Origin of the sequence: Arthrobacter sp. AQ5-05 (assembly GCF_003287975.1) — a bacterium.
Classification (GTDB): Bacteria; Actinomycetota; Actinomycetes; order Actinomycetales; family Micrococcaceae; genus Paeniglutamicibacter.
Genome location: NZ_QMKQ01000015.1, coordinates 1 through 26,418, shown reverse-complemented (window position 1 = coordinate 26,418; position 26,418 = coordinate 1). Strand labels below are relative to the sequence as shown.

The window sequence follows — 26,418 nt, the reverse complement described above, 5'->3', positions numbered from 1 at the left end:
CCATGGCACGGGGCATTAGCTCAGTTGGTAGAGCGCTTCGTTCGCATCGAAGAGGTCAGCGGTTCGATTCCGCTATGCTCCACACATCGGCACCCGCCGGAACCCTATGGGTTTGGGCGGGTGCTTTTTTTGTGCCGGCTGATTCCGGGACGGGCTCCCAGGCGGTGACCGATACGGCGCCGCCGTCAACGATGTCCAGGTCCACCGGCGAACTGTGGCGCAACGTTCCTGCATAGGGTGCCACCAGCATGGTCCCGGTGCGCACGTCGCCGGCCGCCGCCATGGCGTTCCAGCCAAGGAAGGCCCGTGCGCTTTGACCGGGCGACAGGGTGATGGCCGAGACCCCGGGGTCATCGGTCATGAACGAACCGCCATGGACCACCAATACCTCGATCGCCCACCCTTCGGCGTTGTTGAAGGCGATGTCTGGGTAGGACTCCAAGATGCAAGGCCCGGTCCCGGTATTTGTCAGGTCGAAGCCCATGCCTCGGTGTCCCGTCGCCCCCTCCGGTTCATGCCATAAGATGGACACGCCTTCGCCCGAACACCAGTTTTCCCCGGCTGGTTGGAAGGCGTCCGAGCGGTCTGGCCAGCCGTACGGGTTCGGCGAAGGGGCATCGGGCGGCGGGGGAGCAGCCTGCGGGGTTTGGGCGTCATTGGTGTAGTTGTAGGCGGCGGGGATCGTGACGGCAAGTATCACCGCGAGCAGCCCGGCCACCAGCAACGGCATGGCATCGGGCTGCCGCCGCCCGGCCTTTGGGACGGGGAGCTGCTTCGCGGATTTCATGGCGAGGGTTCCCGCAAGTGCCGGCAACCAGCCCCAGATGATTCCCCAGTAGCCGGCCGCGAGCAACGCGGGCTGGACACCGTCCAGCAACCACGCCAACCGCGCCGGCGGCCAGGATGCAATGACGTAGCCGAGGGATGCGAAGGTGGCCGTGGCGAATCCGGCGAGAACGATGGACATCCACACGGCAAGGAATCCGATGGGTGGATCGCCGGCTTGCTTGCCCGCACGCATGCCGGCTCCGCGCAGCAGCAGGAGCGTAAAGGCCATCAATGCCAGGACGGAAAACAGGGTTAGCAGGATCGGCCACGGCTGGGCCGATTGCCAGATTCGCATGGCGATCGTCTCGGGAAAAAGCATCCGGATGAATTGGGCGGGCAGGCGAACCTGGTGGGCGAGCATCCAGCCGTTCAGAGCGCCGCTGAACAGCCAAAGGAGTCCTGCCCCGGCAACGATCCATGCGGTGCCGATGGTTGTTTTTCCGTGTTGTCCCATGCCACCGAGACTATCCGAGCTGGCTCGGGTGCGGCGTCACTGGCGGGTCAGCCGAGGGCCGAACGCGGCGACCAATCCGATGGCAGGACCCCGAAACCAAGGAAATCATCCAATGCCGAGGACGCCGCAACATCGAGCAGCCCGTCGGCCTGGGCATAAATGACCTTTTCCTCCATGGCGTTGTGCTTGTCCAGGAGCGTGAGCAGCTCGGTGCAAGCCGTGCGGGTGCCGGGGGCATCTCCACGTTCGATCGAAGTGTCGATGCCGGCCATGGTGTTCCACAACTGGCCGTGTTCGCGTTCCATGGCGAAGATCGGGCCCATCAAACCGCTCCTTTTCAGGGACGGAAAAAGGAACTCTTCCTCCAGGTAGATGTGGCGGCGAAGTCCGGCCAGGGAGCGCACCAGGGTATCGGACTGGTCCTGCACGGTTCCGCCCGCGGCCAGATAAGCCTCGATCCCGCCATCGATTTCGCGGTGCGCCGCCTCGAGCGCTGCACCCAGTGTCTGCTGTTCCACGACGTCTCCTTGCCCGAATCCACGATGGGATCTTCAGCATAGGCACGTTTCCCGTCAGGGGGATCCCTCGGCGGAAGAAGATGTGGCCCGCACAAAATCACGAATCGATGGGTAAACCGCATGTAGCATGTATCGGTGGAACAGGCACCGCATGGGCCGCCGACTCGTCCCCACACGCAGGGAAAGATTTTCTGCATGCCCCTGGTCCGCAGGTGCGGCCCCACGATCGAGGATCCCCAGGTTCCCGATGCCAACGAGTTCCAGCACATGGCACCCGGATTCGTCGAGCGCCGCATCCGCATCTCCCACATTGCGCTTTACGGCGCGGGGATCTTCCCGGCAGCGGCAGCGGCAATGCGGGTGCGTTGGCGCACCGACATTGATCCGTGGGGAGCCACAGTGATGACCGGCCTGGGCTTCGTGTTCGTGCCGATCTCCGGGGCTGTCGCCGAAATGGCGGCCGTGCCCCGGCCAGGCCATCGGTGGCCCTTACCGTGGCTGACCAATCGATCCGGGACGACAAGGCTGCCGCCATCGGCATCGCCGTGACCGGTGCGGTCTTCACCGTGGTTGTCGCCTTCATGGCCGGCGACCATGACATCGCCCGGGTGGCGAGCATCCTGGTGGGGATGTGGGTGGCCATCGCCATTGCGGTCCATGGCCGGCTCCGCGCCCGCAGGCTGCGCCTGGTGCGCGACGAGGTCTACGCCGCGCACCTGGCCAAGAACGGGGCCTCGCCGCAACCCAACCGGCGGGTGGTCCGCGAGGTCACGCCCGGTCTGCAGCTCTTCGAGACAGAGCCCACCGAATTCGAACTGGAAGCCGCTGCCGCTGCCGATGCCTGGGCCCGGGCCTGGATGTTATTCGCTCCGCTCTTTGTGTACTTTCTTGCCCCGCTGCTGGTGATGAGTTTGGCCCTGGGGTTCGACCACGAAATCCGGGTAGTGCCGGTGCCTGTCGCCCTGGCGTGCTTCATCCACGGCTTCCTGAAGCTGAAAAGAGACCGCCCCGGCAAGCTGCGGTTAAGGCAGTGGTACGGGCACAACATGCACAAATCAGTGGGCAGAAATCGCGGGACGGGCATCCTGTACTACAGCATGGCGGCACCCATTTTCATCACCGGGGCACTGCTTGCGGGGATTGCCGCCAGCCCCGAATTCGTGCTCTATCCCACGGCCTGCGCCATCATGCTTGCCGCGACGAGCCCATTGATGGTTGTCGCCGGCAGGATCCTTCACCGGCGCCGCGGACTCTACACCGCATGGCTGCTGCGCAACGGCTTGCTCGTGGAGAATACACCGGGCGAACGCCCGGAGAATCCGCCGCGGAGCGCAGGTAACACGGGTCGAACCTGAGTGCCCCGGATCACGGCCCGGTGTACCGTGAGCCCTATGGGGCGGGTCATTTTGGCCTGCTCCACCTAGGAAGAGAACAAGACGCATGGACTTTACAAACGAACTTACACTGGGTGTTATTGCCACTTCCAACAAAGTGGACGAGCGACGTTTGCCGATCCACCCGTCTCACTTTGAACGTATCGACGAGCGCTTCCGAGACCGCATCACGGTCGAATCCGGTTACGGGGTGGCCTGCGGAATGGACGATGAAGACCTCGCGCCATTCGTTGGAAAATTTGCCACTCGCGAAGAAACCATGGCCGGCAGCGACATCGTTCTCTTGCCCAAGCCCCAGGCCTCGGATCTGCTGCAGATGCACGAGGGCCAGACACTGTGGGGCTGGCCGCACTGTGTCCAGGACACTGCCCTGACGCAGCTGGCCATTGACAAGAAACTCAACATCATTGCGTTCGAAGCCATGAACCACTGGGGAACCGACGGCAGCTTCGGGCTGCATGTGTTCCACAAGAACAATGAGTTGGCGGGCTACTCATCGGTCATCCACGCCCTGCAACTTTGCGGCAACACGGGTGACTACGGGCGCAGGCTCTCGGCAACCGTGATCGGGTTCGGCGCCACCGCCCGTGGAGCTGTCACCGCCCTGCGCGCCCACGGAATCCACGACGTGCGTGTCCTGACCGGACGCTCCGTCGCGGCCGTCGCTTCACCCATCCACGCCGTCCAAATGGTCCAGTTCGACCACGACGGCGGACCGAACCTGAGCGAGGTCATCACGGACGAGGGACGCTTGCCGCTGGCACCGTTCCTGGCCGAAAGCGACATCGTGGTGAACTGCACCCTGCAGGACCCCAACGCACCGTTGATGTACCTGCAGACCGAGGACCTGACGGCGTTCTATCCCGGCAGCCTGATCATCGATGTCTCCTGCGACGAGGGCATGGGCTTCGAATGGGCCAAGCCCACCACCTTCGCCAACCCGATGTTCACCGTGGGCCGGAATGTCAACTACTACGCTGTCGACCACTCACCCTCGTACCTGTGGAACTCCGCCAGCTGGGAAATCAGCGAGGCGCTCCTGCCCTTCCTGGACGTGGTGCTGGACGGGCCGGGCGCCTGGAAGGAAAATGAGACGATAGCCCGCGCCATCGAGATCCAGGACGGCGTGATCCTGAACCCGGCGATTCTCGAATTCCAGAACCGGACCGCCGAGTACCCGCACAACACCAACGCCGGCTGACACCGGTGCGGTTCCGTGTCCCGTGCCCCGGGACACGGAACCGAACAGACAGGAAGGCCCCAGGCCCATGGACGCGCTCTTTACCGACAGCTTCCTGGGCCGTCCCCGGCGGGAGCTGGCACCGGGGGCCCAGTGGGTTCCGGACTGGCTGGATCTGGAGGAACAACGCTGGATCGTGGCCCGCTTCCACGAATGGGGGCGGGGCCCGGTGCCGCCGCGCGCGGCCAGGATCGGCGCGCATGAGATGTCGGTCCGGACCGTGTGCCTCGGGTGGCACTGGCGGCCCTACGCCTACTCCCGCGAGGCCGTCGACGTCAACGGCAATCGGGTGCTGGACTTTCCCGACTGGATGGTTCGGCTGGGACGCAAGGCCTTGTTGGCCGCCACCGGCGACAAGGCCGCGGCCGCGGCCTACACACCCGACACCGCCCTGGTGAACTACTACGGGGCCGACTCCAGGATGGGCATGCACCAAGACCGCGACGAACGCTCGGTTGCCCCGGTGGTCTCGATTTCCATCGGGGACACCTGCACGTTCCGCTTCGGCAACACCCTGAACCGGAACAAGCCCTTTCAGGACATTGCGTTGGCTTCCGGGGACCTGTTCGTCTTCGGCGGCCCGGCGCGCCTTGCGTACCACGGCGTCACCAGGGTCCTGCCCGGAACCGCGCCCGCCGGTTGCGGGCTTGAATCCGGACGCATCAACATCACCATGAGGGTCACCGGACTGGAGGGATGAACCCCGGCGATCTCGGGGCGCCGAGTCAGTCCCCGGGCAGGTTCACCCTGGCCCGAACGGCCAGGTGGTCGCTGAGCCCGGCTTCGAGGTTGGTGTTCGAGGTGACGTCCAGCCCGCGCACCAGCACGTGGTCAAGGCGCATCATGGCAAAGGGAGCCCGCGGCCAGGTGAATCCGAAGAACCCGTCGTCCTGGTTGGGCTCTTCCAGCACCGTTGACATTTCCGTGAACGCCCGGTCGGTGCTGGTCGCATTGAAGTCGCCCACGGCCATGACGTTCTTGTGCGGGTCGGCCCGCACCACGGCGGCCAGCTGATCAAGCATCACGTCGCGGTCGACGTGGTCGTTGGGCCGGGCCGAGGCTGCGTGGATGACGTAGAGCGAAACCACTCCCTGCCCGGTGGCCACCCGTGCCGACAGGGCGCGCTTCCATCCCAGCCCCAGGTCAAGGGAACGGGAACCCTCAAGCGGATACTTGCTCCAGACCCCGACGGTGCCCACCACGAAGTGGTGCGGATACGCGGCGCCCAGGGCATCGGTGACGCGTTGGACGCTGCCGGCGTCGAGCTCCTGCAGGGCAACGATGTCGCTTCCGTTTGCCGCCAGCTCCTGCGCGGACTGCGCAGCCGCCCCGGTTCCGGCCTTGATGTTCTGGCTGGAAACCGTCAGCGTGTGGGCAGCGGCTGCCGGTGCCGTCCATGACAACGGAACGATGGCCGGGCCAAAAATGAGGATCCAGGTCAGCGCGGGCACCAACAGGACCAGCAGCGAGGTGCGGCTGCGCGAGGCCAACGCCACCAGCAACAGCAGCGGAACCACGAGTCCCAGCCAAGGTGCGGCGTTGTCCAGCAGCAGGCCCAGTCCCATGGCATCCGGTATGCGGGTGTGGAAAGCGATCAGCAGCGCGGTTCCCAGTGCGCCGAGAAAAACCAGGAATCTCAGGAAACGCTGGGCGCGCGAGGGAGGTCGGCGGGTACGTTTCGCAGCGCGTGGCCGGGGCGGGTAAACAGGCATCGCTACCAAGAATCGCACATCGCGCTGTTCGATGCATGGACGGCGGCTGTGATTCCGCCCAGAGATCTGTCACGTGATTCCCAGCCTGAATGCTGCAGTTATTCGGCCCCCATCCATCGGCCAGTCCCGAACCCTCGACTCTTGCCACGCCAAGTGACATTCTGAAGAGAGGAATACACACGGTCACCACCACTTTCCCGAAAATCCCGAATCACGGCGGTGGCACCATCCTGGCAGGAGACGAAAACCATGAGCGAAGCGGCGACGACAGAAGCGGCAGCGCAAGGAAAGTTGGGGACTGTGGTGATTGGCGGCGGACTTGCCGCGGCCCATTGCATCCACGAATTGCGCGAGGGCGGCTATACCAAGCCCATCACACTCGTCGCCTCCGAAAACGAAGTTCCCTACGAACGGCCGCCGCTTTCCAAGGAATTTCTCCAGGGCAGCAAGCCCGCCCTGGAACTCGAGCCCTTCCCCGGAAGCTGGTACACCGGCGCGGACATCGCGATGCGCCTGGGCACCACTGCCGAATCCATCGACACGGCAGCCAAGACCGTCTCCCTGTCGGACTCCTCGACCCTGGGCTACGAAAACCTCGTGATCGCCACCGGATGCCGTTCCCGGCTGGGCGGGCGCAACGCCAACATGACCGGGTGGGACCTGCCCGGCGTCTACACGCTGCGTTCGCTGGAAGACTCCAAGGCCATCAAGGAGCAACTGGTTTCCGGAAAGCACCTGGTCATCATCGGCGCCGGGTGGATCGGTATGGAGGTCGGGGCCTCGGCACGCGCGGCCGGCCTCGAGGTCACGGTGCTGACCCCGGACCAGGTTCCCCTCGCGGTGGCCATGGGTTCCGAATTCGGGTCGCACGTGGCCCAGCTCCACGTCGCCAACGGCGTCCAGTGCCACTTCGGGACCGCAGTCACCGGAATCGCCGCGGACCCACTGAAGGGTTTGGCCGTGCAGACCCCGACCGGGGACATCCCCGCGGATATCGTCCTGCTGGCCATCGGGGCGGTGCCCAACAACGAGCTGGCCGTCGCCGCGGGCCTCGAGGTCGGCACCGGGGTCGTTGTCGATGAGCACCTGCGCAGCAGCGACAAGAGCGTCCTGGCGATCGGCGACATCGCCGAGGCCTACAACACCACCCTGGGACGGAACATGCGGGTCGAGCACTGGGACAACGCGATCCGCCAGGGCAAGCTCGCCGCCGCCACCATCCTGGGACGCGATGAATCCTATGACTGGTTGCCGTACTTCTTCACCGACCAGTTCGATTTGGGCATGGAATACGTCGGGGACCGGCAGGCCGAGGACGACGTGGTGGTGCGCGGGGACATGGCCTCGGGGGAGTTCATCATCTTCTGGCTGCGCAAGGGCGTCCTCACCGCCGCCATGAATGTGAACATCTGGGACGTCAACGACCACCTGCGCTCGATGATCGGCAAGAACATCCCGGTCGCGACGCTCCAGGACACGGACAACGACCTGATGGCCCTCTAGAGCCGGAACACGGGTCCCTGAACACGCGTGGCACCCGCCCGTCCGCACCGGCTGTGGGGGTGCTCACCAAGGCCCCCTTCGTTGCCCGTGGCCACGTAGTCTGGAATCTGCGGCGGCAAAAACGCAAGCGTTTGCGCGCCGCCACCTCAGCACCGAACCTCGAAAAAAGGGACCCGTGAATTCCGACGCCATCGCCCCGGGCAGCACCAACCACAAACGCTCCACCCAACTTTCGGGGCGGGCACTGCTGCTGGCGGTCGTGGCCCTGGCCATGGGCGGGTTCGGCATCGGCACCACCGAATTCACCATCATGGGCCTGCTCCAGGAAGGAGCAGCGGACCTTGGCGTCAGCAACGCCCAGATGGGCCTGCTGATCTCCGCCTATGCCCTGGGCGTCGTGGTCGGGGCCCCGATCCTCACGGCCCTGGGTGCCCGGGTCGCCCGCAAGACCATGGTCCTGTGGCTCATGGCGTTCTTCACGCTGGCGAACCTCAGCTCCCTGTTCGCCGCGAGCTACGAGTGGATGCTCGTGTCCCGTTTCCTGGCCGGACTGCCGCACGGCGCGTACTTCGGCATCGCCGCGATCCTTGCAGGCACCCTGGTGCCCGCGTCGATGCGCGGGCGCGCCATCGCCTGGGTGATGCTGGGGCTGTCCGTCGCCAACGTGCTTGGCGTGCCCGTGGTGACGTTCCTGGGGCAGGCCTTCGGCTGGCGCTGGATGTTTGCCGTGGTCGGCCTCGTCGGGGCGCTGACCTGGATCGCCATCCGGCTCTTCGTGCCCTTCTCCCCGGTGCACGAGGGAGCCAGCATCCGCAGGGAACTGTCCGCGCTGCGCAGCGGCCAGGTGTGGATGGCGATGCTCACCGGCATCGTCGGCTTCGGCGGGTTCTTTGCCGTGTATTCCTACATCAGCCCGATCCTCACCGATGTCACCGGGCTGCCGATCCGGGCGGTTCCGCTGGTGCTGGGACTCTACGGCATCGGCATGGTGGTCGGTTCGCTGATCGGCGGGCGGCTTGCCGACTGGTCGGTTCTTGGCGCCATCTACGTCGCGACCTCCGCCATGGTCGTGTTCATGGCGCTGTTCGGGGTGGTGGCGACGCACCTGGTGCCGACCCTCGTGCTGGTCTTCATCCTCGGCGGCACCGGCTCGCTGCTGGTGCCCGCGCTGCAGGCACTGCTCATGGATTCGGCCCCGCACGCGCAGTCGCTGGCCGCCTCGCTGAACCACTCGGCACTGAATGTCGCCAACGCCCTGGGCGCGGCCCTGGGTGCAGCTGTCATCACCGCCGGGCTTGGCTACCGGGCCCCTGCATTCCTCGGTGCGGGCCTGGCGTTCCTCGGGCTGCTGCTGGCCCTGGCCACGGGAATGCGGGCCAAGCGCCTGGCAGCAGCCGCGCCAAGGTAGCCGCGCCCGCAGGCGTGTTACTCGGACGTCGCCGCCAGGCGCCCCAACTTCTTGTCCATGGCTTCGTGCGTCTGGGACATCAGTTCCTGCATGGTGCCCACGACATCGATGTTGCGGTCCACCAGCCACTGAAGCTGCAGGCCATCGGCCGCGGCCAGGACCAAGCGCGTCATGGTGCGGAAATACTCGAGTTCCTCGGCCGACGGCGCGGGCTTGCCGGCGTAGTAGGAGTCTTCAGAGATCTTCAGCAACCGGGCGTTGCGTTCCTGGAAGTACGCCGCCGCGGGATGATCCGGGTTCGAGGCCGCCGCGGCCATCGTCACGTACAGGGCAATCAGGCCGGGTTCGTTGGGGCCCTGCCCCAAGATGTCGGCAAACTGGTCTTCTTGCTGCTCCAGGGTGCCGGTGATTTCATTGCGGGCGTCGCGCCTGCGCAGGATCTGGACGAGAAGGTCTTCCTTGGAGTCGAAGTAATGCATCACCCCGGCCAGGGACAGATTGCACAGGCTTGCGACCTTGCGCAGGGATGTTCCCCGGTAGCCTTCAAGTGCAAACACCTCCAGCGCCACATCTAGAATCTCGGCACGCTTTGCTATGCCCTTTGCGTATGAACCACGTATTGCCATGTTGCTAGAGTAGCGAGATTTTGGGCCAGCGCTTACTAACCGGACACACCGCGGTATTAGGTGTGCCACCTGACCTGTAAAGACGCGCGGGAAGTGGATTTTGCGGCGCGAGCGGGGACGGCTGTCCGTCCAAGGGACCGAAGCGTGTCGGTGCCGTGGTGCAGCAGATCCGCCGGGGCCGGAAAACCTTTGTGATCGATGTCTCGTTTGGGGTTGCGGTGTTGGTTTTGCCGCGTATTTTTGCGCTTTCTTGCGGTCGTTGGCGCGGTTGCGCCGGGGTGCGGGGCGGGTGGGCCCGGGTCGATTGGCGTTTGGGTGCCGGGGTGCTGTAGATTGTTATCTCGGTTCGGCAGCCCTTCGGGAAAGCCTGAAACCAATCCTTTTCGGGGGTATGGCGCAGTTGGTAGCGCGTCTGCATGGCATGCAGAAGGTCAGGGGTTCGAATCCCCTTACCTCCACGAAATACGGAAGGCCTCAAACATCATGTTTGGGGCCTTTCGTGTATTTCGCGTCGTTTGGCTCAGCCGATGGCCCGGTATCCCGGATAGCCGATCATGGCGCGCAACCATGTCACCAAGGGGGAAATCCCGGCGTGCGGGAGGTCGCTGCTTCCGGCCGTGAACACGGGCACCTCCCCGCGCATGTGCTTGGGCAGCAGGCGCAGGATGCGGTCGCTGTCGCCGGCACCGGTCAGCAGCAGGGCAACGGGCCGGAACCCGAACACGGCCTTGACCAGCGCCAGCCCGTGCATGCGTGAAAAACGCAGCGGGCCCACCAGGACCACGCCGTCAAAGTAGATCAGCTCGTGCGCCGATGAACTGGTGACTTCAAGGATTTCGGAGCGCAGCTCATGGGTGTGCAATTGCTCGGCAAGCTCAGTGGAACGCAGCTTGGCAAGTGCATCACGTTGGTAGTAGACGATGGCAACGCGATCCATGCGAATCCCTCATTCCTGCAACGAACGCAGCGCGCGGGCAGGACCCGCGCGTCATTCCCTTCCACAGTATGCGCATTTCCAGGGAAATGGCTAGGAGTGCGGTGCCCGCGGCGCACACCCCAAGACGTTATCCAACCGGCGCGAATGCATCGTGTTGCGCACAATAAGGGCACAACATGGAATATCGATTGCGGGTGGCGGCCTGCGGCCCCATACTGGCTGCAACAGTCTTCTGGGGGGAAGCAACCAGGGGGGAATTTTCGATGTTGGGATCTTGGGGACAATACAGTTCGGTGAGGGGCGCCTGCGGGCTCCTGGTGGCCGCGGCGCTGCTGGTTTCGTCGGTTCCGACGATGGCTGCCGGGGTCTCCGAGGTGCCCGCCGCTGCGGCCTCGGCGTCCGTGACGGTGGCGGCGGCGCTGCCGGCGTCGGTGCGCACCACCGCGAACCTGAACCTGCGCACGGGACCCAGCACCGGGTACCGGATCCTGGCGACCATTCCGAAGGGCACCACGGTCAAGGTGCTGTCGCGTGCCTCCAACGGCTGGTACAAGGTCAGCTACGCCGGCCGCACCGGATGGGTCAGCAACCACTACGTCACCGCCGTGGCCTCCTCGTCTCCGGGGGCGTTGCCGGCGTCGGTGCGCACCACCGCGAACCTGAACCTGCGCACGGGACCCAGCACCGGGTACCGGATCCTGGCGACCATCCCGAAGGGCACCACGGTGAAGGTCTTCGACCGGGCCTCCAACGGCTGGTACAAGGTCAGCTACGCCGGCCGCACCGGCTGGGTTTCCAATGCGTATGTCACCACCGGCAGCGGGACTTCCACGCCAACGGCGCCCAGCACGCCCCGGTCCACCGGACCGAACCGCACCTCGCGCGTGGTGCTGACCTTTGACGACTGCCCGCGCACGCTCAGCGCCTTCACCGCGGCCATCGACTACGCCGCAAGCCACAACATGGGCCTGGTCATCGCACCGACCGGCAACTGCCTCTCTTCGTTCAAGGCGCGCTACGGCGTCGACCTGGCGGCGCGGGCCCGGGCCAAAGGGCAATGGGTCATCAACCACTCGGTGAGCCACCCGGACCTGCGCCCGTTGAGTTGTTCGGCCGCCGCCGCCCAGCTCGGCGGCACCGGCGTGCACACCAATTTCGGCCGGCCCCCGTACGGTGCGGTCGACGCCAGCGTCGTATGCGCCTACGACCGGGTGGGCATGGCGATCTGGACCTGGTCACGCGACACCCTTGACTGGAGCACCAAGTCGAAGGCGACCACGGTGGCCCGGGCCTCGGCCGCCAGGGCCGGGGACACCGTGCTGATGCACATGCAGTGGCAGGGATTCGCCCCCGACTCGCTGCGGCAGATCAAGGCCAACCTGGCCGGCCGCGGGCTGGGCGTGTGCCGCGCCTACCGCGGTGCCGACGGGGCCGGAGCCGTTCTCAGGACGCCCGTGCTGCTTCCTTCGTCGCTGCCCTGCTGACTACAGCTGCCGGGCGCCGGGCCCGGGGACCACGGAGAAGATTTCCGGGGCGATGTATTGGGCCGCGGCAAAGGCCTCCAGCACCGCGGCCGAGACCTGACCGGCGCGCGAGACTTCAACCAGCGCGATCGCCGATCCGCCGAAGCCGCCGCCGGTCATCCGGGCGCCGATGGCGCCCGCGGCCATGGCGGTGTCCACGGCCAGGTCGAGCTCGACGCTGGAGATCCCGAAGTCGTCACGCATCGAGGCGTGGCTGGCCACCAGCAGGTCGCCGATGGCCGCCGGTCCCTGGCTTTCAAGCAGCTCGACGGTCCGAAGCACCCGCTGGTTCTCGGTGACGATGTGCTTGACCCGCCGGTAGATCTCCGGGGCCAGGCTGGCCTCGGCCTCCGCCAGGCGTTCGATCCCCACATCGCGCAGGGCCTTGACGCCCAGCTCCTTCGCCCCGCGGGTGCAGGCGACCACCAATTCCTTGTAGCCGCCCGAGTCGTGGGCGTGGCTGACCCGGGTGTCGATGACCAGCATCACCAGGCCCGCGGCCGCCAGCGGCAGGGCCACCTGGCGTCCCTGGCGGGTGCGGCAGTCAAGGAACAGGGCGTGGTCCGGGGTGCTGCGCAGCGAGGCCGACTGGTCAAGGATCCCGGTGGGTGCCCCGACGAAGTCGTTTTCGGCCGATTGGCACACCAGCACCAGGTCCTCGCGGGAAAGCCCAAAGCCCAATTGCTCGTTCAGGCCAAAAGCCACGGCGCATTCGAGGGCAGCGGAGGAGGACAGGCCCGCCCCGATCGGCACCGTGGAATCCACCAGGATGTCGGCTCCCGGCAGGGTGAACCCACGTTGTTCCAGCGCCCAGAAGACCCCGGCGACGTACCGTGCCCACGGGGCCACCGACTGGGGCACCAGGGAATCAAGGCCGGTCTCGACGACCGGGCCGCCCCGGGTCGAGGCGACGCGCAGCAACCGCCCGGAACCCTCCGGGCGGATCCGCAGCCCGACGCCCGCGGCCCTGTCGATGGCAAAGGGCAGCACGAAGCCCTCGTTGTAGTCGGTGTGCTCTCCGATGAGGTTCACCCGACCGGGTGCGGCAAAGCACGCGTCGGGGGACGCTCCGTACAGCTCGGTGAAGGAAGCGGGCAGGGCGTCGAAGGCGCCGGGCAGGGCGGTCATGGCATCGTCTTTCACAGGGCGGGAACGGTGTTCGTCAGGCGGGCAGCGGATTCGCGCAGCGCCTCGGCGGCGGCCTCGGGGGTGACGTCCCCGATGAACGCGCCCATGGCGGCCTCGGAGCCGGCCAGGTACTTGAGCTTGTTCTCGGCGCGGCGCGGGGAAGTCAGCTGCAGGTGCAGCCAGGCCTCGGCGCGGTGCTCGTGGCTCCGCGGCGCCTGGAACCAGCCGGCGATGTACGGGGTGGGGGTGGAATACAGCCCATCCACGGTGAGCAGCAGCCGGTGGTACATCGCGGCCAGCTCGTCGCGCTCCTCGCCGGTCAACTCGCCCAGGTCCGCGACCTGGCGGTGCGGAACTAGGTGGACCTCGACGGGCATGCGCGCGGCATAGGGCACGAAGGTGGTGAAGTGGGTGCCGCGTTCGAGCACGCGCCGCCCGTCGGCGACCTCGAAGTCCAGGATGTCGGCCATGAGGTTGTTCCCGGTGCGCACCTTGTGTGCGGCGGCCCTGGCCAGGTGGTTCTCGGTGCGCGGGGTGGTATACGGGTAGGCGTAGACCTGCCCGTGCGGGTGGTGCAGCGTCACCCCGATTTCGGCTCCGCGGTTCTCGAACGGGAAGACCTGCTCGATTCCCTCAAGCGCGCCCAGTTCCGTGGTGCGCTGGGCCCAGGCCTCGATCACTGTGCGGATGCGGCGCTCGCCGAGCGTGGTGAGCGAATCGGTGTGCCCGGGGCCGAAGGCAATGACCTCGCAGCGGCCGTGGGACGGGCGCTGCGCGCCGAGTTCGGCCTCCACGTGCGAGGCGTGTTGCCCGGGCCCGAAGGAGGGGAAGCGGTTCTCGAAGACCACGACGTCGTAGGTGTCCGCCGGGATCTCACTGGCCCTGTCCGAGCGCGTGGGGCACAGCGGGCATTCGCTGGCCGCTGGCAGGTGCGTGCGGCGTTGGCGGTGGGCGGCGAAGGAGATCCAGTCCCCGGCCAGCGCGTCGTAGCGCAGTTGCGAGGTTGCCGGGCGGGCAGGCAGCTCGCGGGTGTCGGCCGGGGCGGTGAAGCCGTCCGGGACCGTGGCCGCGTCGAAGAAATAGAGCAGCTCACGTCCGTCGGCCAGGGTGGTGCGCACCGGTTCGCTCGGGCGGGGGTTCTGGTCCACGGCTGCTCCTTGGCGAGACAAGTCATCGATTTGAATCAAACAATTTCGATCAAATTCTATCAGAAGGCAACGTGCGAGGGAAGGAGGAGAGCTTGCTTCCAGGTATCCATTGCCGGGCCTCCGCGACATTCGTGGATGTGGACGACGGAAAATCCCCGGCATCGGCTCGTGGGTGGGTTCCGCGCAACTTCGAACACCAAACAACGATTTGTGTTCGTTTTTTCGCTACGATGGATTACTGAACCAGATGCCCAACCGAACGGATCGCCATGACCGAGATGCTGGCCAGTGCCAGGCAACAACGCATCCTCGATGCCCTGCGCGAACGCGAGCAGGTGCGTGTGACGTCCCTTGCAGCCGAGCTGGGCGTCTCGGAGATGACGGTGCGGCGCGACCTGAACGCGCTGGCCGAGCGCGGCGCGCTGGTCAAGGTCCACGGAGGGGCCACCCTGGATGCCGCCCCGACCAGCAGCGAGCCGGGCTTCACGCACAAGCTCGCCCTGGAATCCGGAGAAAAGCAGGCCATTGCCCAGGCCGCCGTGAAGCTGATCAAGCCCGGCATGTCGATCGCGCTGAACTCGGGCACCACCACCTACGCCCTGGCCTCGCAGTGCACCGGCATCAAGGACCTGACCGTGGTGACCAACTCCCCGCGGATCGCCGAGATCTTCTATGCCGCGGCCAACCCGAGCCAGAACATCATCCTCACCGGCGGGATCCGCACCGTCTCCGACGCCCTGGTCGGACCGCTGGCACTCTCGGCCCTGGGCCAGCTGCACGTGGACGTGCTCTTCCTGGGAGTGCACGGCATGACCTCCGAGGACGGGTTCACGACCCCGAACATGCTCGAGGCGCAGACCAACCAGGCCTTCATCAGGGCTGCGGCACGGCAGATCATCGTGGCCGACCACACCAAGTGGGGAGTGACCGGGCTGTGCCAGATCGCCCCGCTGTCCCAGGTCGACGCGCTGATCACCGGAACACGCCTGGACGGGGAAGCCAAGGTCCTGCTGCGCCAGGCCCTGGACACGCTGATCCTGGCCTGAGGCGCGTCCGCCCTTTCCTAGAACAGGGTTGGCTCGGGCGGCGGCTCGATGCCCTCGAGGCGCAGCAGGAACAGCTTCGCGCCAAGGCCTCCGGCATATCCGGTCAGTGAGCCGTCCGCACCGATGACCCGGTGGCACGGAACGATGATCGGGATCGGGTTGCGGCTGTTGGCGGTTCCCACGGCCCGGGTCAGCTTCTCGTCGCCCAGTGCCAGGGCCAGCTGGCCGTAGGTGCGGGAGGTGCCGAATTCAATGCGGGCCAGTTGCTCCCAGACCCGCGTTTGGAACTCGGTTCCCCGTGCATCCAGCGGCACCCCGAAGGTGGTCCGGGTGCCGGCGAAGTATTCGGCAAGCTCGCTCGCGCATTGGGGGATGAACGGGTCATCGGCCACCGGGTCCAGCAGCTGCCCGAGCATCTCGGGGTCCGGCGGATGGGAGTGGTTTTCCATGTAGATCCCGGTGATCCCGCGGGTCGAGGCCACGATCCGCAGCTCGCCGAGGGGCGAATCCATGATGCCGTGGTGCAGTCGGCGTTCCTCAGCCAAGGATCTGCCCCAGCGCCGCCTCGAAATCGGGGTGGGCGAACTCGAACCCGGCATCGGCCAGCACCCTGGAGGTCACGTGCCGTCCGGTGGTGCCCAGCGCCGGGTCGGTGTGCAGCAGCACCGCGCCGGCGGCCAGCACGGATGCCGGGGTGGGCAGCGAGAACCTGCGCAGGGGCCTGGGAGCCACCCGGGCACGCAGCGCGGCCATCATCTGGCTGTTGCGCACCGGGTGCGGGGCGGCCAGGTGGATGATCCCGCCCGGGAGGACCAGGCCTTCCTCCAGTCCCAGTGCGGCGCGGACGATGCGCAGCCAGTCGGCCAGGTGGATCCAGCTGACCCATTGCTCCCCACCGGCCACCGGGCCGCCCAGGCCGACCCGGGCCAGCAGCGAGAGCCGGTCCACCAGTGGGCTCTCCCGCTCGAAGACCAGGGAGGTGCGCAGGATGTTCAACCGCTTGGTGTGCGCCCCGGCCGCCGCATCCTCCCAGGGCTTGGCCACCCCGGTCATCTGCGCCAGCGCGGCCGCGCCGGTGGGCAGGGAGGAGTCCTCGGTGAGGTGCCGCTCGCCGGCGTCGGCGAAGATCGCTGTGGTGCTGGCCTGCAGGAACGCGGCCAGCGGCTCCGGGGCGGCATGCGAGGCGTCCACCAGCGCGCGGGTGGAATCGACGCGGGAGGAGCGCAGGCGCGCGATGTTCGCCTCGGTCGGCGGCAGGTCCACCAGTTCCCCGGCCAGGTTCAGCACCGCGGTGTCGCGTCCGGCGCGGTACAGCACCGTGGACCAGGGGCCCTGGTTCTTCCCGTCCCACAGGACCTGGGTGTAGGGGCTGTCGGGACGGGCGGTGCGGGTGAGGACCGTGACCTCGTGCCCGCGGCAGTACAGGTCCGCCGCGGCGCGGGAGCCGAGGAATCCGTGGCCCCCGGCAATGACGATGCGCAACTTCTGCGTGGGCGTTCCGCCGGCCAGCGCGTAGAGCCGGGCGCAATTCTCGGCGAAGTGCGCCGCGATCGGCTTGGCCGCGGTCTCGGCAAACACAACGGATGCCGGGCCGGCGACCGAGACCGACTGGGTCAGCTCGGTGCCCCCGGGAACCCCGCGCAGCGACCAGTCCACCAACAGGTGCCCGCCGGGCTGAGGCTGGCGCCAGGCGATGGAGCTGCCCTCGTCGAACCGGGTGATGGTTGCCGCAGGTGCGGTGGCCGAATGGATCGGCCCGATGAGCTTCCCCGCGGGGGCCAGCTCCAGCTCGGTCCCGGCGGATGCCGGGACCTCGTGCGGTTCCAGGCGCGCAATGGCCCGGTTCCATTGGGGGACCCGGGACGGATCGCGCAGCACCTCCCACACCGAGGCGACGGGACGTGCGAGGAAGTGGGTTTGCGTGCGCTGCCAGGCCATGGTCCCAGCTTAGCCACCCGGACTGCGGTGCTACACCCGCGTGACGAACTCGGCCAGGGCGGCCAGCTGTGCGGCGCGCACGGCCGGGTCCAGGTACATCATGTGCCCCGCCGCGTAATAGTGGTGGCTGAAGCGCTCCCGGGCGGCCGCCGGGACATCCAGGTGCGCCCAGACATACTCGGCGGCATAGTGCGGGGTGGCGCCGTCGTGGTAGCCGTAGTCCACGTGCACGCGCAGCTCCGGGATGTCGATGAGCAGGCGCTCGAGGTCCGCGGTGACGTCGATGGGCTTGCCCTCGAAGCTGTCGTAGCTCCAGGGGTGCACCCGGCCGGTGAGCACCTCGTAGGGCAGGTCCGATTCGTAGCCCAGCTCGGCGCGCACGTAGTGGTTGATGGCCGCGGCATAGGCAGGGGTGATGGCCCGCAGCGAGGGGTCGTCCCAGGTGTGGGATTCCTGCAGGCGCGGGGGCACCCCGGTGAAGCGCCCGTCGATGCGCCCGACCATCAGCCCGTTTTCGCGCAGCAGCTCGGTGGCGAATTCCATGTAGTCCCAGCGCAGGTTGGTGCGCCGGATGAAGGATTCGGAGAGCGTGGTGAGCTCGGCCAGGTGCTTGACCACGCCGTCGAGCTTGCGCTTGGAAAGGCGGTTGCCCAGATGCAGCGCCACCACGTAGTCGCCCGAGGCGTAGTCCTCGGCATCGCGCACGATCTCTTCCAGCGGGCGGTTGCCGTGCCGGCCGTGGTAGTGGGCGATCGCCGCGTAGGTGGGCAGGTGCAGGGCGTAGGGGGTGTCGTTGCCCGGGGCGAATTCCAGGGTTGACATGTTCAGCACCGTGGAGATCAGCCCCAGCCCGTTCACCGCCATGCCGTGGGCCTCCTGCAGGCGCCGGGCCACGGCCACCGCGCGCATGGTGCCGTAGGACTCGCCAACCAGGTACTTGGGGGAGAGCCAGCGCTGGTTGCGGGTGACCCAGAGCCGGATGACCTCGGCGACCAGGTCGCGGTCGGCTGTGAAGGAATGGAATTCGTCGGTGGTCCCGCCCTCGACCACGCGGGAGAACCCGGTGTTCACCGGGTCGATCATCACCACGTCGGCGTGCTCGAGCAGCGACTCGGGGTTGTCGATGACGCCGTAGGGTGCCGGGGTCATGTTTCCCACGTCCCCGGAATCGACGATGCGCGGGCCCAGCAGGCCCATGTGCAGCCAGAGGCTGGCCGAGCCGGGGCCGCCGTTGAAGGCGAACACCACCGGCCGCCGGTTGGCCGCCATCGGTCCGGCGGGCTTCTTGGCCCGGGACTTGGTCCCGTTCCCGGTGGCGGGTGTTTCCTCGGTCTCGGCGGTGTAGGCGACCAGGAAGATTTCCGCCTTGGCATTGAAGCCCTCGGTCTTGCCCTCGGCGTCCTCCTCCTTGCGCAGCACCATCCGGCCGGTGGTGCTGGTGTAGCGCAGGCCGGAGGCGGTGCGGTGGCTGCGGGTGACAAAATCGTCCACGACCTCGGGCTTGGGCGTGGTCTCGGGCGCGTTCGGGGAAGGAACAGAGGCATCAGGCATGCCAAGATCCTACCTCTGAAAACCCGTGGTTTCCCGGCATGCCCGCGCCCGGCGGTGACGGGGGAAAACGGAACCGGCGGTGGATTCGCGGGGCCGCTTGGGCCTTCCCATGAATCCACCGCCGGTTCGCGGCGTGGCTGGTGCTGCGGCTAGGCCTGCGGTGCGTTCCCGTAGGGGTTGGCCGGCGGTGCCGGAGGACCTGCGGGGCCGCCGAGGGACGGGCCGGAGGTTCCTGGGTAGGTGCCGGGAGCCGGCTGGTTGGAGCCCGCGGCGTTGCCGCCGGCCAGGCGCACCAATTCGCCGGTGTTCTGTGCGGTGCGGATCGTGGCGATCAGCGATTCCAGGCCCATGCGTGCCAGGGCCAGATAGATGAGCACCACCAGCGGGCCGATGATAATCAGCGCCAGGAAGCCGAAGGCCACCTGGCGGGTGGCGAACGCGGAAATCACGATGCCCAGGTACAGGATGCCCAATCCGATGGTGATCAAGATATAGACGATCTTGACGACCTTGGGGGTCACGAAGCTGTCGAAATTGAAATCGAAAAGTTCCTTCATGCGACTTTCCTCCCTCTCAGGGGGGCTTTGTATAAGCGAGTGACTATTTGTCGTACCAAGTCAAACACGACAGGGCCCCCTCGCCGAAAAACGGAGAGGGAACCCTGTCACATGCACGCGTTGGCTACGGAACGGCGGGTGCCTCGACGTAGGGTGCGTTCTCCTCGATTTCCGCTTCCATCGCGGAGAACTCCTCCTCGATGGCGGCGTTGTGCTTGTAGGTGGCACGGGAGACCAGCACGGCGACGACGAGGTTGAGCACGAAACCCGGAACGATCTCGTACATGGCCGAGGACAACACGTCGATGTTGCCCCAGACGAAGACCGTCACGGCACCGGTGAGCATGCCCGCCAGAGCGCCGGTGGAGGTCAGCTTGCGCCAGTACAGGCTCAACAACACGATCGGTCCGAAGGCCGCGCCGAAGCCGGCCCAGGCGAAGGAGACCAGCTCCAGGATGCTGGAGTTGCGGTTCAGGGCCAGCGCCGCTGCGACGATGGCCACGACCAGCACGCCGGTGCGCCCGAGCATGACCTCCCGCTTGGGGCTCAGCTTCTTGCCGGCGATGTTGTACAGGTCCTCGACCAGGGCCGAGGAGCAGACGATCAGCTGCGAGGACATGGTGGACATGATGGCGGCCAGCACCGCGGCGAGCACCAGCCCGGCCACGAACGGGTGGAAGAAGATCTGGCTCAGCAACAGGAAGACCGTCTCCGGGTCGGTGATCTCCTTCTCGGGGCTGCCGGCAAAGTAGGCGACGCCGACCAGCGCGGTGACGATCGCGCCCACCGCCGTGAGCATCATCCAGCCGATGCCGATGCGCCGGGCCGTCTTGGCCTCGGACGGGGAACGCAGGGCCATGAAGCGCACGATGATGTGCGGCTGGCCGAAGTAGCCCAGGCCCCAGGCTGCGGTGGAGAAGATGGCGACGGCGGCCAGGAAGCCGTTGGTCGTGTTGAAGGACGAGAACAGGTTCAGTGCATCGGGGTTGACCTGCGTGATCTTTTCACCGATTTGCCCGATGTTGCCCATCTGGAAGATCGCCACGATCGGGACGGCAATGAGTGCGGCAAACATCAGCAGCCCCTGGGCCACATCGGTGAGGGTTGCCCCGAGGAAGCCGCCAAAGAGCGTGTAGAGCAGCGTGACGGCGGCGACCACGAACAGGCCGGTGAAGTAGTTCCAGCCGAAGGATGACTCGAAGAACTTGCCGGCGGCCACCATGCCGGAGGAGACGTAGAAGGTGAAGAACGCCAGGATGATGACCGACGCGGCGATGCGCAGGTAGTGGCTGTTGTCCTTCAAGCGCTTCTCAAAGAAGCTCGGGATGGTGATCGCGTTCTGCGCCACCGCCGTGTAGGAGCGCAGGCGCGGGGCCACGAACTTCCAGTTCAGCCACGCGCCGATGGTCAGGCCGATGGCGATCCAGGCTTCGATGAGGCCGTTGAGGTAGATCGCGCCGGGCAGGCCCATCAGCAGCCAACCGGACATGTCGGAGGCGCCGGCGGAGAGCGCTGCAACCCCGGGCTTCAGCCCGCGGCCCGCTAGCATGTAGTCGTCGATGTTGTTGGTGCGCTTGAACGCGAAGTAGCCGATGCTCAGCATGGCGGCAAGGTACACCGCGATGGCTATCAGCTGGAATGTTGAATCGGACATGATGGGTCCTCATGAAGGTTGGGGCGTCCCGGGGAAGGGTGATCTCCGGGGTCTTTTGTTGCCGGCGGCACGGTTGCACTGCCGCACCGGCACGTGCCTATGGAACGCAACCGGTCTCGAGTATGACAGGAATTCGCGCCGGTTTGTGGCGGCTCTCACGGCGCCGTTACGCGTTTGTGACCTAAGTAACCGTACTGTCACCGACAGCATGCGGTCCCGGAAGCGCCACCGCCTGCTCGTGCAGCGCCTTGCGCACGGCCACCAGCCCGGGGTGCTGCGCGGAGGAGTGGCGCATGGCGGTGAAGATGGTCCGGTGCGGGGCGCCGGGCAGGTCGATCACGCGCAGGTCCCGGGCCCGGTACGCCCAGACCAGATCCGGGAGCAGGGCCACGGCATTGCCTGACTCGACCAATCGCACGTGGGCCTGCAGGTCCGCGGTCTCGTAGCGCACATCCGGCTCGAAGCCCGCGGTGCGGCAGGCCTGCTCGGCCCAGTGCCGGGAGGCCGCACCCCGAGGCTCCATGACCCACGGGAGGCCCGCCGCGGCCTCGATGGAGGAGACGTGGCGGAACTCCGCGGGCATCTCGTCGTTGTTTCCCGGCAGCGCCAGGCGGATGGCATCGTGGGCCAGGATCTTGCGGTCCAGGGCCTTGTAGTGCGGGGCCGCATGCCCGGGGTACTGCTCGGCGACGACCAGGTCGAAATCCCGCGCCCACGTCTCATGCAGCGCGGTTTCCGGCTCGTGCTGCACCATCTCCACCCGCAGGTGCGGGTACTGGCGCCGCAGCTCGCGCAGCACCGGGGGAATCAGCGAGAGCACCGCGGTCTGGAACACCGCCAGACGCACCGTCCCGGCAATCGCCGGCTGGGTCGAGGCGAGGTCGGCCTCGGCCCGTTCCATGGAATCGAGCAACTCGTCTGTGTGGGCGACCAGGACCTCGGCCTGCGGGGTCAGCTGCAGGCGCCGCCCGACCTTGCGCAGCAGCGTCACGCCGGTTTCCTTTTCCAGCAGCGAAAGCTGCTGGGAAACGGAGGAGGGGCTGTAGCTCAGGGCGTCGGAAACCTCGGCAATGGTGCCGCGGATGCTCAGCTCCCGCAGCAGCCGCAAGCGGCGGATTTCAAGCATGGTTGGCCCCCTGGGATCCTCTTTGGCGCGGCCGGAATGCGGCCTTTGTCGACACCCCAACGATACATTGGAAAAGCCGAAGTAAATCGTTCGGGTTTGTTCACTTTTGCTGAAGTGATGCTTGGGTCCATACTGGCTGGTGAACCCGCCTATCAAAGCGACGCGTTTCGTGTGCAAGATGGGTAGTGGTAGCCCCTTTTCAGCCACCCCCTTTCCTTCAAGGAGAAGCAGCCGTGTCCCTAACGACCCCGCACGTGCGTGTAGTCCCGCCGGCCCTCGCCGCCGACGGCACCGCTCTGGTCCGCCCCCAGGATCTTGCAGACGAAGCCATCAAGCTGGTGCGCCACTGGCTCACCGAAGGCTCGAAGGTTCCCGTCGATGCCTCCGCCGCGCAGCTTGCCGGTGTGCTCAAGGACCCCAACGGACTGGACTTCACCGTCGGCTTCGTCGACGGCGTGATCCGCCCCGAGGACCTGAAAGTCGCCGCACGCAACCTCAAGGCCCTGGCCCCGAAGGTCCCCTCCTTCCTGCCCTGGTACATGAAGTCGGCCGTCGCGCTGGGCGGCACCATGGCCCCGATCCTGCCGGGCATCGTGGTCCCGGTGGCCCGCCGCGTGCTGCGCGAGATGGTCGGCCACCTGATCATCGACGCCACCGACGCCAAGCTCGGTGCCTCGATCTCCAAGATCAAGAAGGAGGGCATCGACCTCAACGTCAACCTCCTGGGCGAAGCGATCCTCGGCGAAGGCGAAGCCGCCCGCCGCCTCGAGGGAACCCACAAGCTGCTGGCCCGCGACGATGTCGACTACGTGTCCATCAAGGTCTCCTCCACCGTGGCACCGCACAACCACTGGGCCTTCGACGAGGCCGTCGAGCACATCATCGAAAAGCTCATCCCGCTCTACCGCCTGGCCGCCACCGCCGCGCCCAAGAAGAAGTTCATCAACCTGGACATGGAGGAGTACAAGGACCTGGACCTGACCATTGCGGTCTTCACCCGGATCCTCGACCTCCCCGAATTCCGTGACCTGGAGGCCGGCATCGTGCTGCAGGCCTACCTGCCCGATGCCCTGTCGGCCATGATCCACCTGCAGGAATGGTCCGCCAAGCGCGTGGGCGCCGGAGGGGCCCCGATCAAGGTCCGCGTCGTGAAGGGTGCAAACCTTCCGATGGAGCAGGTCGAGGCGAACCTGCACGGCTGGCCGGTCGCCACCTGGAACACCAAGCAGGACTCGGACACCTCCTACAAGTCGGTGCTCGACTACGCACTGCGCCCCGGCCACGTGGAAAACGTGCGCATCGGCATCGCCGGCCACAACCTCTTCGACGTCGCCCTGGCCTGGCTGCTGGCACAGGGCCGCGGTGTCACCGAGGGCATCGAATTCGAGATGCTGCTGGGCATGGCCACCGGCCAGGCCGAGGCAGTGCGCAAGGACGTCGGGCGCCTGCTGCTCTACACGCCGGTCGTGCACCCGGGCGAGTTCGACGTGGCCATCGCCTACCTGATCCGCCGCCTCGAAGAGGGCGCCAGCCAGGAAAACTTCATGTCCGCCGTCTTCGAGCTGGACAAGAACGAGGCCCTGTTCGAGCGCGAGAAGCAGCGCTTCCTCGCCTCCCTGGCGGACCTGGACGACTCCGTCCCGGCCCCGCACCGCATCCAGGACCGCAACATCGTGGACCCCGAAGCGATCGAGGCCAAGCTGGCCGCGCTGGCCGATGGCACCGCCGACTTCGAAAACACCCCGGACACCGATCCGGACCTGCCGGGCAACCGCGCCTGGGGCCGGGAAATCGTCAACAAGATGGTCGGTTCGACCCTGGGCAAGGACTCCGTGGCGAAGGCCATGATCCACACCGAGGACGAGCTGAACCAGGTCGTTCAGAGAGCCGTTGCGGCCTCGGCATCCTGGCAGGCCATGGGTGCCGCCGCCCGCGCCGCCATCCTGCACCGCGCCGGTGCCGCCCTGGAAGCGCACCGCGCCGCCCTGCTCGAGGTCATGGGCTCCGAATGCGGCAAGACCCTGGACCAGGGCGACCCCGAGGTCTCCGAGGCCATCGACTTCGCCCACTACTACGCCCAGCGCGGCCTGGAGTTGGACACGATCGACGGCGCCACCTTCGTGCCGTCCAAACTGACCGTGGTCACCCCGCCGTGGAACTTCCCGGTCGCCATCCCGGCAGGCTCCACCCTTTCGGCCCTGGCCTCCGGTTCCTCGGTCGTCATCAAGCCCGCGGGCCAGGCGGCACGCTCCGGCGCCGTCATGGTCGAGGCGCTGTGGGAAGCCGGCGTGCCGCGCGATGTCCTGCAGCTGGTCCAGCTCTCCGAGCGGTCCCTGGGCACCGAGCTGGTGTCCCACCCGAGCGTTGACCGGTTGATCCTCACCGGCGGCTACGAGACCGCCCAGCTCTTCCGGTCCTTCCGCAAGGACCTGCCGCTGCTGGCCGAGACCAGCGGCAAGAACGCCGTGATCGTCACCCCGCACGCCGACCTGGACCTGGCCGCCAAGGACGTCGCCGCATCTGCGTTCGGCCACGCCGGCCAGAAGTGCTCGGCCGCCTCGCTGGTGATCCTGGTGGGATCTGCAGCCGACTCCAAGCGCTTCCACAACCAGCTGGTCGATGACATCCGCTCGCTGAAGGTCGGCTACCCGCAGGACCCGCAGACCCAGATGGGCCCGGTCATCGAGCCCGCGCAGGGCAAGCTGCTGCGCGGCCTGACCACCCTGGGCGAGGGCGAGAAGTGGGTCCTCGAGCCCAAGAAGCTCGACGAGTCGGGCAAGCTGTGGAGCCCGGGCGTGCGCTCCGGGGTCAAGCGGGGCTCCGAGTTCCACCTGACCGAGTACTTCGGCCCGATCCTCGGCGTCATGACCGCCGAGACCCTCGAAGAGGCAGTGGCCATCGTCAACGACATCGACTACGGCCTGACTTCCGGCCTGCACTCGCTGGATTCGGATGAGATGAGCTACTGGCTGGAGAACATCCAGGCCGGCAACCTCTACATCAACCGCGGCATCACCGGTGCCATCGTGCAGCGCCAGCCGTTCGGCGGCTGGAAGAAGTCGGCCATCGGCGCAGGCACCAAGGCCGGCGGACCGAACTACCTGGTGGGCATGGGCTCCTGGGAAGACGCCCCGGTGGCACACACCGATGCGCTCTCGGCAACCTCCGCCGCGCTGCTGAAGGCTGCCGGCGAATCCGGCCTCGAGGCCGCGGACCTGTCCTGGCTTCAGGACGCACTGGCCTCCGACGCCACCGCGTGGGCCAACGAGTTCAACACCGCCAAGGACGTCTCCGGCCTGCACGCCGAGCGCAACGTCTTCCGCTACCGCGCCCTGCCGGTGACCGTGCGCTTCGAGAACGAGACCTCGGGCCACGGCATCGCCGAGCTGGTTCGCGTCGTTGCCGCAGGCATCGCCGCCGGTTCCCGCGTCACGGTGTCCTCCGCCGTCGAGGTCCCCGCAGCGATCCGCACGGTGCTCACCGAATCCTCGGCCACCGTCGTGGTTGAGGATGCCCAGGGCTTCGGTGCCCGCGCCGCACGCCTGGCCGCCAAGACCGGCCCGGATTCGGCGGCCCGCATCCGCCTGATCGGCGGCTCCGTCATGGACGTTGCCGAGGCAACCAACGGCAAGCCCGATGTCGCCATCTACGGCAACAACGTGGTCTCCGCGGGTCGGGTGGAAATGCTGACCTTCCTGCACGAGCAGGCAGTCTCCATCACCGCGCACCGCTTCGGCACCCCGAACCACCTGAGCGATTCGGTGATCTAACCACCGGCATCGCACGACGGAGGCCCGTGGCGTTCCCTGCAAGAGGGGATTGCCACGGGCCTCCGACGTTGGAACAGGTCATATAGGGCGCTTGGGCCAAATAGGGTTGCTCTAATGACTGTCTCTGCTGTCGAATTCGCTCGCGTGGATATGACTGTCGGGGAGTACCCCGAAAGAAGGTTCTGAAATCTGTCGCATCAAAAGACCTTCATTCATAGCAGCAATTATTGGGCTCTACTGACTCTTCCGTGGGTCATCCCCGTCCCGGGAGTACCGGTTTCCGGCCTCCGAGGCTGAGCATCGCCAGGCCGATGAGGGCTTCGGGTGCTTTGAATCCGAAGGCCACCCGGGTGATGA

General features: G+C 66.7%; 22 protein-coding genes and 2 tRNA genes. 11 read left to right on the top strand and 13 right to left on the bottom strand.

Annotated elements, in window-relative coordinates; translation table 11 throughout:
* Positions 1–9 precede the first annotated feature (9 nt).
* Positions 10–82: transfer RNA gene (locus DQ353_RS13365), tRNA-Ala, on the top strand.
* Here the strand turns inward: DQ353_RS13365 and DQ353_RS13360 are convergent.
* Together DQ353_RS13360 and DQ353_RS13355 are read right to left on the bottom strand one after the other, a co-directional pair.
* Complete coding sequence (locus tag DQ353_RS13360; protein WP_113763236.1) at positions 56–1,282, bottom strand: DUF4232 domain-containing protein; 1,227 nt, start codon at positions 1,280–1,282, stop codon at positions 56–58. The two genes, DQ353_RS13365 and DQ353_RS13360, sit on opposite strands and share 27 nt — an antisense overlap.
* Before the next feature lie 47 nt (positions 1,283–1,329).
* Positions 1,330–1,800 (bottom strand): hemerythrin domain-containing protein, encoded by a 471-nt coding sequence (locus DQ353_RS13355; protein ID WP_113763235.1) that lies wholly within the window; start codon positions 1,798–1,800, stop codon positions 1,330–1,332.
* Between the two features lie 195 nt (positions 1,801–1,995).
* Here DQ353_RS13355 and DQ353_RS21335 point away from each other — a divergent pair, with 195 nt between their 5' ends.
* From DQ353_RS21335 to DQ353_RS13340, 4 genes are all read left to right on the top strand, one after another.
* Positions 1,996–2,349, top strand: a complete 354-nt coding sequence (locus DQ353_RS21335; RefSeq protein ID WP_146755250.1) for a hypothetical protein — start codon at positions 1,996–1,998, stop codon at positions 2,347–2,349.
* Positions 2,295–3,155: a hypothetical protein gene (locus tag DQ353_RS13350; protein ID WP_146755249.1), complete on the top strand. Its 861-nt coding sequence runs from the start codon at positions 2,295–2,297 to the stop codon at positions 3,153–3,155. Before DQ353_RS21335 ends, DQ353_RS13350 begins: the two co-directional genes overlap by 55 nt.
* Positions 3,156–3,240: 85 nt before the next feature.
* Positions 3,241–4,395, top strand: a complete 1,155-nt coding sequence (locus DQ353_RS13345; protein ID WP_113763233.1) for a N(5)-(carboxyethyl)ornithine synthase — start codon at positions 3,241–3,243, stop codon at positions 4,393–4,395.
* A 67-nt stretch (positions 4,396–4,462) separates the two neighbouring features.
* Positions 4,463–5,134, top strand: a complete 672-nt coding sequence (locus tag DQ353_RS13340) for an alpha-ketoglutarate-dependent dioxygenase AlkB family protein (RefSeq protein WP_113763232.1) — start codon at positions 4,463–4,465, stop codon at positions 5,132–5,134.
* Positions 5,135–5,159: 25 nt separating this feature from the next.
* Here the strand turns inward: DQ353_RS13340 and DQ353_RS13335 are convergent, their stop codons facing one another.
* Positions 5,160–6,146 (bottom strand): endonuclease/exonuclease/phosphatase family protein, encoded by a 987-nt coding sequence (locus DQ353_RS13335; protein WP_113763231.1) that lies wholly within the window; start codon positions 6,144–6,146, stop codon positions 5,160–5,162.
* A gap of 249 nt (positions 6,147–6,395) precedes the next feature.
* Here DQ353_RS13335 and DQ353_RS13330 point away from each other — a divergent pair, with 249 nt between their 5' ends.
* Positions 6,396–7,649 (top strand): NAD(P)/FAD-dependent oxidoreductase, encoded by a 1,254-nt coding sequence (locus tag DQ353_RS13330; protein ID WP_113763230.1) that lies wholly within the window; start codon positions 6,396–6,398, stop codon positions 7,647–7,649.
* 175 nt (positions 7,650–7,824) lie between these two features.
* Positions 7,825–9,057, top strand: coding sequence for an MFS transporter (locus DQ353_RS13325; RefSeq protein ID WP_502696401.1), 1,233 nt, complete (start codon positions 7,825–7,827; stop codon positions 9,055–9,057).
* A gap of 17 nt (positions 9,058–9,074) precedes the next feature.
* Here DQ353_RS13325 and DQ353_RS13320 read toward each other — a convergent pair whose 3' ends face one another.
* Positions 9,075–9,683: a TetR/AcrR family transcriptional regulator gene (locus DQ353_RS13320; protein ID WP_113763229.1), complete on the bottom strand. Its 609-nt coding sequence runs from the start codon at positions 9,681–9,683 to the stop codon at positions 9,075–9,077.
* A gap of 385 nt (positions 9,684–10,068) precedes the next feature.
* Here DQ353_RS13320 and DQ353_RS13315 point away from each other — a divergent pair.
* Positions 10,069–10,141 (top strand) — tRNA-Ala (locus DQ353_RS13315).
* Positions 10,142–10,203: 62 nt separating this feature from the next.
* Here the strand turns inward: DQ353_RS13315 and DQ353_RS13310 are convergent.
* A complete protein-coding gene (locus tag DQ353_RS13310; protein ID WP_113763228.1) occupies positions 10,204–10,620 on the bottom strand; it encodes a hypothetical protein in 417 nt (138 codons plus the stop codon).
* A 293-nt stretch (positions 10,621–10,913) separates the two neighbouring features.
* Here DQ353_RS13310 and DQ353_RS13305 point away from each other — a divergent pair, with 293 nt between their 5' ends.
* On the top strand, positions 10,914–12,104 hold the full coding sequence (locus DQ353_RS13305) for an SH3 domain-containing protein (RefSeq protein ID WP_181578393.1): 1,191 nt from the start codon (positions 10,914–10,916) through the stop codon (positions 12,102–12,104).
* Here the strand turns inward: DQ353_RS13305 and galK are convergent, their stop codons facing one another.
* Both galK and galT read right to left on the bottom strand, forming a co-directional pair.
* Complete coding sequence (galK, locus tag DQ353_RS13300) at positions 12,105–13,271, bottom strand: galactokinase (RefSeq protein WP_113763226.1); 1,167 nt, start codon at positions 13,269–13,271, stop codon at positions 12,105–12,107.
* A gap of 11 nt (positions 13,272–13,282) precedes the next feature.
* On the bottom strand, positions 13,283–14,419 hold the full coding sequence (galT, locus tag DQ353_RS13295) for a galactose-1-phosphate uridylyltransferase (protein WP_113763225.1): 1,137 nt from the start codon (positions 14,417–14,419) through the stop codon (positions 13,283–13,285).
* A gap of 269 nt (positions 14,420–14,688) precedes the next feature.
* Between galT and DQ353_RS13290 the strand changes: the two genes are divergently transcribed.
* Positions 14,689–15,465 carry a DeoR/GlpR family DNA-binding transcription regulator gene (locus DQ353_RS13290; RefSeq protein ID WP_220094015.1) on the top strand — a complete coding sequence of 259 codons (777 nt, stop codon included), beginning with the start codon at positions 14,689–14,691 and terminating at the stop codon, positions 15,463–15,465.
* Positions 15,466–15,482: 17 nt separating this feature from the next.
* Here the strand turns inward: DQ353_RS13290 and DQ353_RS13285 are convergent, their stop codons facing one another.
* The 6 genes from DQ353_RS13285 to DQ353_RS13260 all read right to left on the bottom strand — a co-directional run bounded on the left by DQ353_RS13285 (position 15,483) and on the right by DQ353_RS13260 (position 22,291).
* Complete coding sequence (locus DQ353_RS13285) at positions 15,483–15,977, bottom strand: methylated-DNA--[protein]-cysteine S-methyltransferase (protein WP_113763224.1); 495 nt, start codon at positions 15,975–15,977, stop codon at positions 15,483–15,485.
* 25 nt (positions 15,978–16,002) lie between these two features.
* Complete coding sequence (locus DQ353_RS13280; protein ID WP_113763223.1) at positions 16,003–17,403, bottom strand: DUF1731 domain-containing protein; 1,401 nt, start codon at positions 17,401–17,403, stop codon at positions 16,003–16,005.
* A 30-nt stretch (positions 17,404–17,433) separates the two neighbouring features.
* The gene (locus DQ353_RS13275; RefSeq protein WP_113763222.1) at positions 17,434–18,954 is read right to left on the bottom strand and encodes a S10 family peptidase; all 1,521 of its coding nucleotides are present in this window, start codon (positions 18,952–18,954) and stop codon (positions 17,434–17,436) included.
* A gap of 149 nt (positions 18,955–19,103) precedes the next feature.
* Positions 19,104–19,511 carry a DUF4282 domain-containing protein gene (locus tag DQ353_RS13270; protein ID WP_113763221.1) on the bottom strand — a complete coding sequence of 136 codons (408 nt, stop codon included), beginning with the start codon at positions 19,509–19,511 and terminating at the stop codon, positions 19,104–19,106.
* A gap of 124 nt (positions 19,512–19,635) precedes the next feature.
* Complete coding sequence (gene putP / locus DQ353_RS13265) at positions 19,636–21,165, bottom strand: sodium/proline symporter PutP (protein WP_113763220.1); 1,530 nt, start codon at positions 21,163–21,165, stop codon at positions 19,636–19,638.
* A gap of 181 nt (positions 21,166–21,346) precedes the next feature.
* Complete coding sequence (locus DQ353_RS13260) at positions 21,347–22,291, bottom strand: LysR substrate-binding domain-containing protein (RefSeq protein WP_113763219.1); 945 nt, start codon at positions 22,289–22,291, stop codon at positions 21,347–21,349.
* Between the two features lie 233 nt (positions 22,292–22,524).
* On the opposite strand from DQ353_RS13260, the gene DQ353_RS13255 reads away from it, so the two are divergent.
* Positions 22,525–26,061 (top strand): bifunctional proline dehydrogenase/L-glutamate gamma-semialdehyde dehydrogenase, encoded by a 3,537-nt coding sequence (locus DQ353_RS13255; protein WP_113763218.1) that lies wholly within the window; start codon positions 22,525–22,527, stop codon positions 26,059–26,061.
* Positions 26,062–26,418: the final 357 nt, after the last annotated feature.